We start from the raw sequence: 13004 nt of genomic DNA on the forward strand, positions 1-13004 counted from the left end.
CCCTGCGCCATCAACTGATTCGAACTCGCTGCTCTTCGATCCTCGAGCGAATTGAATCCATCCATTGCTCGCGAGTCTGGAAGCCTGGACGGCGCCTGCACATGGATTCGGTCTGGGCCAGAATGACTTCCGTCGGCAACTCCAAATCAAGTGGTTCTTTACAGGGTTGTGCGGTGTAGAAAGGCGCATCGACATACATTTCGATTGGATTGCCTTCAGGATCTTTGAAGTACATCGACCAGGCGTTCCCGTGATCTACCTGAGCGATCCCTTCAATTCCGCTTTTTTTGGCGAATTGGTAGTACGTCTTCAGGTCTTCCAGCGAGTTCAGTAGAAACGACAGCTGATTGATCGGATTGAATGGTAAGTCGACAGGCTTACCGTCAAACAGCACGACTTGGTGATGCAATTCAGGGTTCTGCGTCATGAAAAACAACCGATGTCCTGTTGACGCGACACCTTTGTCACTTACGATGAAGCCTAGGGTACGGCAGTAGAAGTCGACCATTCGATCGAGGTCAGCGCAAAACACACCGGAGTGGGTAAAATTGATTGTAGGTAACGCGGGCATTTGGAACCTCCAGTTTCTTATGATTGTGTAGAGGACAACGCTTTAGGCTTCGTCAATAACGCCGTTCGATAGCGTCCCGATCTCGGTGATCACTACTTCGAAAACATCACCTGGTTTCAGAAAAATGGGTGGATTTCTCTTAAAGCCGATCCCGCTAGGTGTACCGGTTGCCAAAATGTCGCCTGGGTTCCATGGAAGTGCTTTTGATACGTACGAGATCAAATGCGGAATGTCGAAGGCCAGCTCCGACAGGCTACCTTCCTGCAGTTGCTCGCCGTTGAGTACGCCCCGCACAACCAGCTTACGATAATCGGGAATTTCTGAAGCCGGAACCAGCCATGGGCCTAGTGCACCGGTTTTTCTGAAGGTCTTACCCATACCGTACTGGTGTGTATGGAACTGCCAGTCGCGGACGCTTGCATCGTTGAAGCAGGTGTAACCCGCAACGTGATCCATTGCGTCCGCCGGATCGATATGTGCACCACCTTTCCCGATCACAACCGCCAACTCGGCTTCGAAATCAAATTGCTCTGAGACTTGAGGCCTAACCAGCGGCTCACCGTGGGGCAAAAGAGTTTCGGCGAAACGCTGAAAAATCACTGGAAACTCGCCGACCTTTCGGCCCGCCTCTTCTGCGTGAGCAACATAGTTAATGCCTACGCAAATCACCTTTCCAGGATTGGGGATTACTGACTCCAACTGGATACTTGAGAATAGGTAGTCAGGCTGCGCAGCATCAATGATCTTGTGCGCCTCCTGAAGCAAGGACGGGTTGCTCAGAAAAGTCGCGAGATCTGGAACCTCCGAGAAACGGTTGGTCAGCTCAACCACTCCGTCGCCGGATACGGCGCCGAAATGGGCTACTCCTTCTTTACGGTACGAAATCAGCTTCATTTTTCCTTTCCTGTTTTTGTGCATAAAAACTATCTTCTTGCACCATACATCATTAAATGCATAATGCAAAAGGCCGGTTTAAAAAAATAGCGAGCCCATGAGGCTCTCGGTTCTGGAGGTTAGGCATGTCGCTTGTGATGGTTCGTAAGGTCAAGCTGGACGTTGAAGAGGTATTCCACGAAGGCGGGCCTCGTTTGTCAGCCCCGCTGCGGATTGCAGTAGCCACCGCGGTGGTCGCCAATCCCTATGCAGGTAAGTATGTAGAAGACTTGCTGCCGTTTATGCAGGAACTGCGAGCTTTGGGCGCAGAGCTGTCGGAGCAACTGATCCATACCCTGGGTGGAGCCAAACACGTACAGGCGTATGGCAAGGGCGCAATCGTCGGTGAAGACGGTGAGTTAGAGCACGGCGCTGTTTGGCACGAAGCAGGTGGCTGGGCAATGCGCGAAGCGCTAGGCAATCCGAAGGCGATCGTCCCCGCGGCCAAGACTATTGGTAGCCCGGGCTGCCGAGTGATGATTCCACTGGGGCATATCCAAGCTGCATACGTTCGTAGCCATTTCGGTGTAGCGGAGATGACGGTATGGGATGGCCCTCGTCGTGGCGAAATTGCCTTTGGGCTTGCCATGGCTACAGGTGGGCGGATACATGCACGATTGGGCGGTCTAGCTGCCTCCGACGTGAAGGGCGAGGACGGACTGCGCTAGAGCCCTAGATTTGAAGCGTGCTCCAAAGGTTAGATACCACTACAAAAACAATATGTGTTGGAGAACATCATGACTGTAAAAACTATGCGCGCCGCACGTCTGTACGAAGGCGGTAAACCCATGGTCATCGAGCAGGTTCCCGTTCCCGAGATTCGTCCTACCGAAGTGCTGGTTAAGATCAAGGCGTGCGGGATCGTTCCAAACCTTCATAACATCCTCACCAATTGGGTTAAATGGTTTCCGCAGAGTCCTCTGCCTAAGCTCCCTGCCATTTTCGGCCTTGATCCCTCTGGCGTCGTTGAAGCGGTCGGTTCTCAGGTTTACGACTTCAAGTTCGGCGATCGAGTTTATGTCAACCCGGGGCGGCATTGTGGTTCATGCCGCGCTTGCCGCGCGGGGAATACCATTGCCTGCACTGCTTATACCTTCAACGGTTACTTTGGATTTACCGCCAAAAGCCCGCGGATGTTCGAAGACTACCCCTACGGCGGACTTTGCGAGTACATCCCCGCTCCGCAGTACAGCTTGGTGAAACTCCCCGATAATCTCAGTTTTGAAACCGCCGCACGTCTGGGGTATTTGGGTACCGCCTACAAAGCATTGCTCAAGGCCAATGTTGGCCCCGGCAGCACCGTGCTGATCAACGGTATTAGCGGGACACTCGGCCTAGGCGCAGTCGCCCTAGCGCTAGCCATGGGCGCTCGCAAAATCCTTGGCACAGCAAGAAACCAGGATCTATTCCAAAAGGTGAAAGACCTGGCAGCTCCGGGTCGGATTGAAATTCATACCCTCGGTGCGGTACCTACTAATGAGTGGGTCAGTGAAGTAACCCATGGCGAAGGTGTCGATGTCGTTATTGATGCATTGGGCCCTGGTGCACCCCATGAAAGCCTGACGCAGGCGCTCAAATCAATCCACCGCGGTGGACATCTGGTTAACATCGGCGCCATCGCAGGAGACGTACCTGTAGATCTTCACTGGATCATGGACAACGACATCCAGATCAGCGGGTCTGCCTGGTTCACAGCCGGACAAGGACAAGCCATGGCTGACATGGTTGAATCCGGAGTGCTAGATCTTTCGTTCTTTGAGAACACAACCTTCAGGCTGGAGGACGTCAACAGCGCGATTACCGGTATAGAAAATCGCCATGGCGGCTTCAGTAACTACGTCATCTGTCCTTAATGCAACACAGCGAGTGGAGCGGCTCGCCCTCCCCTCGCTGCCCTATTGACCTGCTCGTTGAGTAATCCACATGAAAATAAGAAGAATCGTGACCGGTCATGACGAACAAGGAAACTCTGTCTTCGTTGCAGATGACTACGCCCCGAGGGCCCAATCTTTTAATTCAATCCCGGGGCATGCCATGGCGCAGTTGTGGTCAACTCCGGCAAATCCGGTACGTCTCGAACAAGACCGTGATCCCACGCTTGATTACTCTTCACTGATTCCTCCTCAAGGTGGTACCAGCATTGCCATGTTCGATTTTCCACCTGACTCGGTCATGCAGAACCCGATAGATGGAGTTCAGGCCTACGAGGAGTTGGGGGCGGCTTTGCCAGGCTTGATCGAAAGCTTCGAACCAGATAATCCGGGTATGCACACCACCGCAACCATCGATTATGGGATCATTCTGGAGGGTGAGATGTGGCTGGAGTTGGATAACGGACAGAGCCGTCTGGTAAAAACGGGCGACATTGTGATTCAAAATGGTACACGGCACGCATGGCGCAATAAAAGTGAGCAGATTGCCCGTGCCGTTTTTGTAATGATAGGTGCCCCCTTCTCAGAAAAAGTTAAAGCGTAGCTTCGACTTTCTCCTCTCTCATTTAAGGGGTCTTATGAGTACCGCACCTTATCGTTTGCTTGGTATATCTGGCAGCCTGCGCTCAAAATCAACGAACACCGCGGTGCTCACGACACTTTCCGCTCGGCTAGGGAGTCGTGCCGTGATGGACATCTTCGCACTGAACGAGCTTCCCCTATATAACGCTGATCTTGAAGAAACGATTCTACCGGCCTCAGTTACTACACTAAAAGAATCGATTTCACGCGCCGATGGCTTGATTATTTGTTCTCCTGAATATAACTACGGCATATCTGGCGTACTGAAAAATGCATTAGATTGGGCTTCGCGCCCTGGCTTTAACTCACCACTGAAAAATAAGCCCGTACTGATCATGACTTCTTCGCCTGGAATACTCGGTGGCGTCCGTGCGCAATCTCAATTGCGTGAAACGTTATCCGCAACGCTTTCTAAAATAATCTGTTTCCCCCAAATTGTCATTCCGAGCATCAACAAAAAAATTCAGGATGGTAGATTCGTCGACGAGCCAACAATTGAATTTATACTCACGGCCGTTGAAGAGTTGATAACGGAAATTGATCTTGCGTCGAACTAACAATCACTAACAGAAAGGGCCCATGATGGCCCTTTTTTACTCAAGCAAAAACACTTCGTCGTTCAGAACTCAACGATTGTGGAACCGCGTTAGGCTTTTCGCGCGTTCAGTATTTTTGGGTCGGATCAAACAATTTATAAAAAGCAAAAAACAGTGTTGAACTGTCCAAGCGAAGTAAAAATTTAGTCCATCATATTTTCGACGGTAAAGCAGCGACATTCATGCGCAATGCCTCCACCAACAGCGTAAATGCTGGAGACTGCTGACGCCGGCTGGGATAATAGAGATGGTATCCCGCAAAAAATGGACACCATTCATCCAGCACCTGTATGAGTTGACCGGATCGTAGCTGTTCCTGCGCAGCGTCCTCAAACACGAACGCTAACCCAAAGCCTTCTACCGCAGCTTGTTGCGCCAAACGCATGTTGTTGAAAATCAGCGGCCCATCAACCCGTACGTTTAAATCCCGGCCTTCATTGTGGAACTCCCAGACGTAGAGCGCTCCAGAAGATGGTAGACGCACGTTGATGCAGGCATGACGAGTCAAGTCGTGAGGCGTTTCAATCTCCGGACTGCGCGCTAAATACGACGGTGCCCCCACAACAATCAGGCGCAAGTCAGGGCCTATCCGTACGGCGATCATATCCTTGTCTACCTGCTCGCCCAAACGCACACCTGCGTCAAAGCGATCGGTGACAATGTCCGTCAATGCCGCATCAGTGGATATCTCCACCTTGATGTCAGGGTGCTCTGGCAAGAGGCGTGAGATTGCGGGCCAGAGGATGCCCTCTGCAGCGTGTTTGCTTGAAGTGATACGAACGATACCGGCCGGTTTATGACGCATCTCGCCGAGTATTCTCAGCTTGGCGTCAATGTCTTCGAATGCGGGCCGCAGCGTCTCAAGCAAGCGCTCCCCGGCCTCGGTCGTAGCCATGCTACGGGTCGTACGGGCAAGCAATCTTACGCCTAAGCGAGTTTCAAGTCGGCGAATGGTGTGGCTGAGGGAGGATTGTGATGTAGCGAGTCGTGCAGCAGCGCGAGTGAAGCTCAACTCTTGGGCGACCACCAGGAAAGCCGCTAGATCACCAAGTTCGGATCGATCCATTTATGATCTGCAAGTATAAGTTCATTTAGATTCTAGCATCTAATCATGAGGATGGTGACGTTCTATATTGGTCTGCGCAGAGCTCGATAGTCGAACAATCAGACACCGTTCTCTCGGTGGAAGGCTTCCGATGGTTTACCGAATTGATTCTGCAAATGTGTTTTCGCTGACAACACTTTCCCTAGCAGGCGCACCACAATCTTCATTGTGAGAGTGCCAGAGCATCGACCAGGAGTGCAATCATGCAGAAGCGAATGTTGGGCAGCGGTGGCCTTGAAGTGTCCGCCATTGGTCTGGGATGTATGGGCCTGAGCTATGGCTATGGGCCCGCTACCAATAAAGCCGAAGCGATACAGCTGATTCGATCTGCCTTTGAGCACGGAGTGACCTTTTTCGACACAGCCGAAGCCTACGGCCCCTTTGTCAACGAAGAGCTAGTTGGAGAGGCGTTGGAACCAATACGCAATCAGATCGTCATTGCCACCAAATTCGGCTTTCAGGACGGTGATTCGACAAAGGGCCAAGATAGTCGGCCCGCGCGTATCCGCGCCGTGGCCGAAGCCTCTCTCAAGCGCTTGCGCACCGATCGTATTGATCTTTTTTATCAACATCGCGTCGACCAGAACGTGCCGATTGAAGACGTTGCAGGCACGGTTAAGGATCTAATCGCTGAAGGTAAAGTGAAGTATTTCGGGATGTCCGAAGCAAGCGCCCAATCTATCAGGCGCGCACACGCTGTGCAGCCGCTGACAGCCCTGCAGAGCGAATACTCTATGTGGTGGCGTGAACCGGAGAAAGAAATTCTCCCACTGCTCGAAGATCTGGGTATCGGTTTCGTACCTTTCAGTCCATTGGGTAAAGGTTTTCTGACAGGAAAGATCGATTCGAATACCCGATTTGACGACAAGGACTTTCGAAGTGTCGTGCCGCGTTTTTCGCAGGAAGCTCGTCAGGCCAATCAGGTACTGCTTGATCGCCTTGGAGAAATTGCCACCGCCAAGGGCATAACGACCGGGCAAATTGCGCTCGCGTGGCTTTTGGCGAAAAAACCTTGGATCACACCTATTCCAGGAACCACCAAGCAACATCGCATGGAAGAAAATAATGCCGCTGCGAGCGTAATCCTTACGGCCGGTGAGCTCAGCACCATTGAGAACGCGCTGTCGAACATAGATATCCAGGGAGCACGTTATCCCGAGCATTTGCAGAAGCGCGTAGGTGGTTGAACCGTTCCTTGAATAACGTGCGAAATATTTATTGGAGAGGCTGCCGATGCAAACTCGCAAACTCGGTATCAACGGTCTGGAAGTCTCCGCCCTTGGCCTAGGCTGCATGGGTATGAGTGTTAATTACGGCCCAGCAGAGAGTCGAAGCGAGATGATCGCCGTTATCCGCAAAGCGGTAGAGTTGGGAGTTACCTTCTTCGATACAGCAGAAGAGTATGGCCCCTTTACCAATGAGGAGTTGGTCGGTGAAGCACTCGCGCCCTTTCGTGGCCAAGTGATAATCGCCACCAAGTTCGGTTTCGACATCGATCCTAGATCGGGGGAGCGATCAGGACAATTTACTAGCCATCCTAAGCATATACGTGCTGTCACAGAGGCCTCGCTCAAGCGTCTGCGAGTCGATTGTATCGACCTGCTCTACCAGCACCGAGTTGATCCAGCCACTCCAATTGAGGACGTGGCAGGCACGGTCAAAGACCTTGTTACCGAGGGTAAGGTAAAGCACTTTGGTCTTTCAGAGGCCAGTGCTACCACTATTCGTAGAGCCCATACCGTGTATCCCGTCTCGTCTGTACAGAGTGAATACTCGTTATGGGCACGCGATCCCGAAGCCGAAATTTTGCCAGTGTGCGAAGAACTGGGCATCGGTTTTGTACCCTGGAGCCCGTTAGGTCAAGGGTTCCTCACGGGTAAGGTCGATGCTTCGGCGTCCTTTGACAGCCAAGATGTTCGAAGCTGGTTCCCACGATTCACCCCTGAGGCCATGCGAGCGAATCAGCCACTTATCGATCTGATCTCTCTAGTTGCGACCGAAAAAGAGGCGACGCCCGCCCAAATCGCAATCGCTTGGTTGCTGGCCCAAAGACCATGGATCGTACCTATTCCGGGCACCCGCAAGCCTTCACGATTAGCGGAAAACATTGCCGCATGCGACATCCAATTAGATAAAAGTGAGTTGCTCCGTATCAGTGCCGCTGCCGACTCCATCGAAATAACTGGCAGGCGCGGTACTGGCTTCGAACAGTATGGTTAATTTTCCACTGACAGAGCAATTATTCATTGCTGAAAGGACAGACGCATGGTGAGCATCAAGGAACTACCTAGTGAAAATTTGAGCATTCTTCAGGTGCTTAACGCCTATCACGCAGCCATGGTGAAGGCGCGCACGGCGGATCTTGACCGCTTGCTCGAACCAGACTACTCACTGGTACACATCACCGGCTACGTCCAGCCCAAGCACGAATGGTTAGATCTTATTTGGTCAGGGGACTTTAACTATCACCAAATAGATCTTGAGCAAGACTCTATCGAAATCAACATTGCAGGCAATAAATCAACAATCAAGGGGCGTGGAGTTTTTAGCGCCACCATCAATGGCATAAATGCACCCTGGAGGCTGAAGTTTACTTTGCAGTTTAAAAAATACGACGACAGCTGGGTTATCGCAAACGCTCGCTATACCAGTTTCTAATGAGTTTAGATTTACCCATGACTATGCAAGGTGTGGTTCCCACTCTCTGCAAGCTCAAGCAGAATCAATGAAATACAACCATGCAGCTTATATAGCTCAAGGAAATACAAGATGAAAAACGAAGTTGTTGTAGTAATCGGTGCCGGTGGTATCGGCCTTGCCATAGCTCGCCTTCAGAGCTTTGGTAAAACGTTGTTGCTCGCAGATTTCAATGATCAAGCGCTGCAAGCTGCCGCTGAGAATTTACGGGGCGCAAGCTATATCGTCGAGACGCATCTCGTCGATGTATCGTCTCGAGAATCAGTTAAGGCATTGGCCAATGCTGCAGCCGCATTGGGCAGTGTAGTCCAGGTGGTTAACACTGCTGGCGTGTCACCGAACATGGCGCCGCCGGAGCGAGTATTGGCAGTAGACCTGTATGGGTCTGCCGTTGTTTTCGAAGAGTTCGAGCGTATCATTGCGCCTGGCGGCGCAGGACTGATTATCTCGAGCATGGCAGGTCATATGATGCCCGCCTTAACACCAGAGCAGGATCACGCGCTGGCTTTCACACCTGCAGACAAATTGCTCGACCTCCCGTTTCTTTCCCCAGATGCGATCCCCAACTCTATGATCGCTTATATGATGGCCAAGCGCGCCAACAATCTTCGTGTACAGGCTGCGGCTGTGAGCTGGGGTGAACGAGGAGCTCGCGTCAACTCTATGAGCCCTGGGATCATTGCGACGCCACTGGCGCAACACGAGCTCAACTCACCTATAGGTGACGGCTACCGAGCGATGATTGCCGCCTCCCCTTCCAAACGCATGGCCCCGCCAGAGGAAATTGCAGTTGCCGCCGCCTATTTACTCGGCCCTAACGCCGGATTTGTGACCGGTAGTGATCTGCTGATCGATGGCGGCGTAGTGGCAGCAATGCGTGCGGGCAAATTACCTACTCCAGGTTGATAACACGTGTGGCGTGAGTCGGTTCTTACTTTTCGGTAGATCCGACTCGCAGCTAAATAGCTCATCCATCAATTTGAAACATGGGCAGGAGAATCCATTGATGAATATTTTGATCCTCGGCGCGGGCGGACAAATAGCCCACCATGTGATCGATCTATTGCAGGAAAGACCAGACGTCCGACTGACCCTTTACTCACGTAATCCGGCTCTTTTTCGTCGTTTTAACTTGCCGTCTCACACGCGAGTTTTAAACGGAGACGTGATGGACGAGCATCGACTTATCAGGGCAATGGCCGGACAAGATGTGGTGTATGCCAATCTTTCTGGTGAGTTGGAGGAGCAGGCGCAAGAGATCGTATCGGCTATGAAAACAACCAGTGTTTCACGCCTAATTTTCATCACATCTATGGGTATATACGACGAAGTTCCCGGTGAACAATACGGAACGATATTGGAGCCATATCGAGGCGCTGCGAAAGTCATCGAAGCTTCTGATCTGGACTTTACGATCGTGAGACCCGCTTGGCTCAACGACGACAATGAAATTAGCTATGGAGTAACTCGCAAAGGCGAGCCGTTCAAGAACGCTTCGAAAACTGTGTCTCGTCGCAGCGTGGCTGACTTAGTGGTTAAACTCGCAACAACTTCGGGACTTGAGTCTGGTCAGAGCCTCGGCGTTCACAAGACCTAGGCTCAACATGGCATGCCTCGACAGTTCTCAGTCGAGGCACCCGTTAATAGAAAATTATGCAACAGACTGCTCGCTGTCACACCTACACTAAACCACTATTAGTCTACTTCAGATCAGTATCGGTAGGTTGAGCTGACTCTCCGCTAAAAAAAGCCCTTCCCGCATCAACACCACCGACAATCTCCAACTGCAAACGCTGCTCGTCTCTATCCCTGATTTTGGCGCTAATCTCGTCCACTTCTGATTGTTCGACTCCAAGATGATCGAGTGCGGCTCGACCAAGGGCCAAGGCAGATTCGAAAGTTTCACGAACTTGAAAGTCCGCGCCTTTACTCAAAAGTTCCATGCTGTGAACACGATCTTTGGCTCTTACCAGCACCGGAACCAGAGGGAGTTCAGCCTTTAACAGAGATGTTATTCGAGTGGCATCTTCCGCTCGATCCACGCAAATCAACACCACCCGACATTCTCCAGCGCCAGCGGCACGAAGTGTATCCAGGCGCGTGCCATCACCGAAGTAGACTTTGAAGTGCAGTTTGGTGGCCACATCAATCATCTCGACATCTGTGTCAATGATCGATACCTCATAACCGCGTGCGAAAAGGAATTGACTGGCAATTTGTCCGACCCGGCCGAACCCGATAACCAGCGCTGAACCTGATAGGCCGTTAGCTTGCTTGTACCCCGCAGTGGAAGGGCCTCGGTCAGGGAAGACAATTTTCACGATGGCGATCACGATGGGCGTCAAAGCCATCGACACGATGACGATAGCTGTCAGGAGGGCGTTCTGGGTAGCACTGATGATTCCTACGGTCGCGGCAACAGAATACAGAATGAACGCAAACTCTCCCCCTTGAGCCATCAATACGGCACGATTGATCGCCTCTCGATTCGATGATCGAAACACTCGAGCGACCACATAGATGGCAAGCGCTTTGAGTGCCATATATGCCAACACATAACCAAGCACCACCTGCCAGTTATCGATTACTAAGTGAAGCTCCAGCGACATCCCCACCGCAATAAAGAACAACCCCAGCAATATTCCCCTAAAAGGCTCTATATCGACCTCAAGTTGATGGCGATAGGTCGACTCAGACAAAAGCACACCCGCGAGAAAAGCGCCCATAGCCATCGACAGGCCACCCATTTGAATTCCATAGGCCGAGCCAAGCACCACCAACAGTGCTGCTGCGGTCATGACTTCGCGTGCTCGTGCCTTCGCTAGCATCCCAAAAAGAGGGTTGATCAGGTACCGACCAACGACGATAAGCGTCGCGATAGAACCTATCCCTACAGCGATTGCCCCCCATTGAACACCGGCTTCGGATGCCGGCTTATCGAGTGACACTGGCGCCAAGAATGTGACGATGGCCAGCAACGGCACAATCATCAAGTCTTCCAACAAAAGTATCGAAGTAATGCGCTGCCCGCCGGAACTGCCCAGTTCGCCTCGCTCCTCCAACAATTGCATCACAATAGCCGTAGAGGTCAGCACGAAGCCCGCGCCAGCCACAAAGGACAGGCCCACAGGAAACCCTGACACCACCCCCACACCTGTGAGCACCAGCGCGCATACCACGACCTGCAGCAAGCCCAGACCGAAAATCTGTCTTCGAAGACTCCAAAGTAGAGAGGGCCTCATCTCTAAACCAATGAGGAACAGCAACATGACTACCCCTAGCTCGGCGACTTGGAGAATGGAGGACGGATCGTTGAATAACTGAAGGCCGAAAGGGCCGATTACGATACCGGCGGCTAGATAACCCAGTACGGCGCCAAAGCCGAGGCGTTTAGACAATGGCGCAGCGATGACCGCCGCTGCAAGCAAGGTGATGATGGGGAGCAGTTGTAGCGCGTGGTGTTCACCAACCATTATAAGTCCTTGAATCAATGGGTATAACTCGAATCCAACAGATTACAACCTTTACCGCTAGACCTTGTCGAATGTGTCGCTAGAGACTGTTTTATCGATGCCCCTTCGCTAAAATGCACCTATGTCAACTAACACCTCAATACCTTAAAAAATTTCGAGTCCTTAAGAGCTCCAATCCCCGAGGTTGCTTCTTACGCCCGCGACGGTCACGATAGCTTCCAGGCGTCACCAGTCCTCACTCACTATGCGATCCCAACCAACGCTCGCCCGCCTTGATAGACGTGAATGACCAGCCGTTCGTTATGTACTCACCAGTGGGCGTGGATAATCCAATGAAATCATCGTCGAAGCATTTTTCCTTGTCGACTATGTTCCGCGATGTTTTAACCACTCGTTCACTTTTTCCATCGTTTTTCTTTCCTGCTCCCCTTCCATCACGAACCCTTCTAAAACGTTAGCTCCCGGCGCGGGATCCTGCAGCACTTCAAGGCTGTCCCCAAGACCGTAGCCACCGTGAGTGATAAAAGGCACGACCGTTTTCCCGCACAAATTATGCTCCGCCAAAAATGCTTTGATCACTGGAGGAGCGGTCTCCCACCAGATCGGGAACCCGAGAAAAAGTAAGTCATACCTGCCAACATCAGAAACTGTTTCGTCTAAAGCTGGCATGTATCCAGAAGCTGTCTCTTGACGAGCTTGCTCGACCGTTTCTAGGTAATCATCGGGATATGGGGTTGCAGGGCGAATCTCAAACAGATCGCCGTTCTGCGATCGTTGAATCAAGCCTGCAACAACTTTGGTATTGCCTGACCGGGAAAAAAACGCGACTAAAATCTTGTAGTCGACGTGCTTGCAGAATCCCCATCGCGGCTCATGCCGGAGGCAATGAGTGGAAGGCTGGCGATAGCCGCGACCACTTTGCGGCGACGCGGGTCGTGCAAGGACATGTCTTTCCTCATCTATGACTACAGTAAAATTTTGTAGGGCGTGGATTTAGTTACTGGTGAGGCTAAGCCGTGGAGTGTCCCTCGACAATCGGGATATCAGTGCATGGGCTCATGAGGATGGTTCACCAATTAGCACTTTTCGAACCCGACCATCCAGTACCCGTACTAA

13 protein-coding genes and 1 pseudogene are annotated in these 13004 nt (G+C 51.8%); 9 read left to right on the plus strand and 5 right to left on the minus strand.

Going from position 1 to position 13004, the window contains the following annotated elements; all coding sequences use genetic code 11:
* Positions 1-10: 10 nt before the first annotated feature.
* Entirely contained in the window at positions 11-571 is a 561-nt protein-coding gene (locus tag AC3WRD_RS07525; RefSeq protein WP_102619952.1) for a VOC family protein, read from the minus strand.
* Positions 572-613: 42 nt separating this feature from the next.
* Positions 614-1465, minus strand: a complete 852-nt coding sequence (locus AC3WRD_RS07530; RefSeq protein ID WP_102619951.1) for a fumarylacetoacetate hydrolase family protein — start codon at positions 1463-1465, stop codon at positions 614-616.
* 125 nt (positions 1466-1590) lie between these two features.
* Here AC3WRD_RS07530 and AC3WRD_RS07535 point away from each other — a divergent pair, with 125 nt between their 5' ends.
* The 4 genes from AC3WRD_RS07535 (at position 1591) to AC3WRD_RS07550 (ending at position 4574) form a co-directional block, all read left to right on the plus strand.
* Positions 1591-2172: an amino acid synthesis family protein gene (locus tag AC3WRD_RS07535; RefSeq protein ID WP_102619950.1), complete on the plus strand. Its 582-nt coding sequence runs from the start codon at positions 1591-1593 to the stop codon at positions 2170-2172.
* A 69-nt stretch (positions 2173-2241) separates the two neighbouring features.
* Entirely contained in the window at positions 2242-3357 is a 1116-nt protein-coding gene (locus AC3WRD_RS07540; protein ID WP_102619949.1) for an alcohol dehydrogenase catalytic domain-containing protein, read from the plus strand.
* Positions 3358-3427: 70 nt separating this feature from the next.
* Positions 3428-3979, plus strand: coding sequence for a cupin domain-containing protein (locus tag AC3WRD_RS07545; protein WP_102619948.1), 552 nt, complete (start codon positions 3428-3430; stop codon positions 3977-3979).
* Between the two features lie 34 nt (positions 3980-4013).
* Positions 4014-4574, plus strand: a complete 561-nt coding sequence (locus AC3WRD_RS07550) for an NADPH-dependent FMN reductase (RefSeq protein WP_102619947.1) — start codon at positions 4014-4016, stop codon at positions 4572-4574.
* 190 nt (positions 4575-4764) lie between these two features.
* On the opposite strand, the gene AC3WRD_RS07555 is transcribed toward AC3WRD_RS07550, so the two are convergent.
* Positions 4765-5679: a LysR family transcriptional regulator gene (locus tag AC3WRD_RS07555; RefSeq protein WP_102619946.1), complete on the minus strand. Its 915-nt coding sequence runs from the start codon at positions 5677-5679 to the stop codon at positions 4765-4767.
* Between the two features lie 242 nt (positions 5680-5921).
* Here AC3WRD_RS07555 and AC3WRD_RS07560 point away from each other — a divergent pair, with 242 nt between their 5' ends.
* The 5 genes from AC3WRD_RS07560 to AC3WRD_RS07580 all read left to right on the plus strand — a co-directional run bounded on the left by AC3WRD_RS07560 (position 5922) and on the right by AC3WRD_RS07580 (position 10012).
* Complete coding sequence (locus tag AC3WRD_RS07560) at positions 5922-6905, plus strand: aldo/keto reductase (RefSeq protein WP_102619945.1); 984 nt, start codon at positions 5922-5924, stop codon at positions 6903-6905.
* Positions 6906-6951: 46 nt separating this feature from the next.
* Positions 6952-7938, plus strand: a complete 987-nt coding sequence (locus AC3WRD_RS07565; RefSeq protein ID WP_102619944.1) for an aldo/keto reductase — start codon at positions 6952-6954, stop codon at positions 7936-7938.
* A gap of 45 nt (positions 7939-7983) precedes the next feature.
* Positions 7984-8376, plus strand: a complete 393-nt coding sequence (locus tag AC3WRD_RS07570; RefSeq protein WP_102619943.1) for a nuclear transport factor 2 family protein — start codon at positions 7984-7986, stop codon at positions 8374-8376.
* Positions 8377-8487: 111 nt separating this feature from the next.
* Positions 8488-9321, plus strand: a complete 834-nt coding sequence (locus AC3WRD_RS07575) for an SDR family oxidoreductase (RefSeq protein WP_102619942.1) — start codon at positions 8488-8490, stop codon at positions 9319-9321.
* 100 nt (positions 9322-9421) lie between these two features.
* Complete coding sequence (locus tag AC3WRD_RS07580; protein WP_256580571.1) at positions 9422-10012, plus strand: NAD(P)H-binding protein; 591 nt, start codon at positions 9422-9424, stop codon at positions 10010-10012.
* Between the two features lie 103 nt (positions 10013-10115).
* Here the strand turns inward: AC3WRD_RS07580 and AC3WRD_RS07585 are convergent, their stop codons facing one another.
* The gene (locus AC3WRD_RS07585; protein ID WP_102619940.1) at positions 10116-11888 is read right to left on the minus strand and encodes a monovalent cation:proton antiporter-2 (CPA2) family protein; all 1773 of its coding nucleotides are present in this window, start codon (positions 11886-11888) and stop codon (positions 10116-10118) included.
* 366 nt (positions 11889-12254) lie between these two features.
* Positions 12255-12835 (minus strand): annotated as a pseudogene (locus AC3WRD_RS07590) (flavodoxin).
* Positions 12836-13004: the final 169 nt, after the last annotated feature.

Source organism: Pseudomonas sp. FW215-R2, assembly GCF_058789255.1.

Coding starts and splice junctions, on each gene's coding strand:
- AC3WRD_RS07540 (WP_102619949.1), top strand. CDS start 2,242: ATGACTGTAAAAACTATGCGCGCCGCACGTCTGTACGAAGGCGGTAAA.
- AC3WRD_RS07560 (WP_102619945.1), top strand. CDS start 5,922: ATGCAGAAGCGAATGTTGGGCAGCGGTGGCCTTGAAGTGTCCGCCATT.
- AC3WRD_RS07580 (WP_256580571.1), top strand. CDS start 9,422: ATGAATATTTTGATCCTCGGCGCGGGCGGACAAATAGCCCACCATGTG.
- AC3WRD_RS07530 (WP_102619951.1), bottom strand. CDS start 1,465: ATGAAGCTGATTTCGTACCGTAAAGAAGGAGTAGCCCATTTCGGCGCC.
- AC3WRD_RS07575 (WP_102619942.1), top strand. CDS start 8,488: ATGAAAAACGAAGTTGTTGTAGTAATCGGTGCCGGTGGTATCGGCCTT.
- AC3WRD_RS07555 (WP_102619946.1), bottom strand. CDS start 5,679: ATGGATCGATCCGAACTTGGTGATCTAGCGGCTTTCCTGGTGGTCGCC.
- AC3WRD_RS07565 (WP_102619944.1), top strand. CDS start 6,952: ATGCAAACTCGCAAACTCGGTATCAACGGTCTGGAAGTCTCCGCCCTT.
- AC3WRD_RS07585 (WP_102619940.1), bottom strand. CDS start 11,888: ATGGTTGGTGAACACCACGCGCTACAACTGCTCCCCATCATCACCTTG.
- AC3WRD_RS07535 (WP_102619950.1), top strand. CDS start 1,591: ATGTCGCTTGTGATGGTTCGTAAGGTCAAGCTGGACGTTGAAGAGGTA.
- AC3WRD_RS07525 (WP_102619952.1), bottom strand. CDS start 571: ATGCCCGCGTTACCTACAATCAATTTTACCCACTCCGGTGTGTTTTGC.
- AC3WRD_RS07545 (WP_102619948.1), top strand. CDS start 3,428: ATGAAAATAAGAAGAATCGTGACCGGTCATGACGAACAAGGAAACTCT.
- AC3WRD_RS07550 (WP_102619947.1), top strand. CDS start 4,014: ATGAGTACCGCACCTTATCGTTTGCTTGGTATATCTGGCAGCCTGCGC.
- AC3WRD_RS07570 (WP_102619943.1), top strand. CDS start 7,984: ATGGTGAGCATCAAGGAACTACCTAGTGAAAATTTGAGCATTCTTCAG.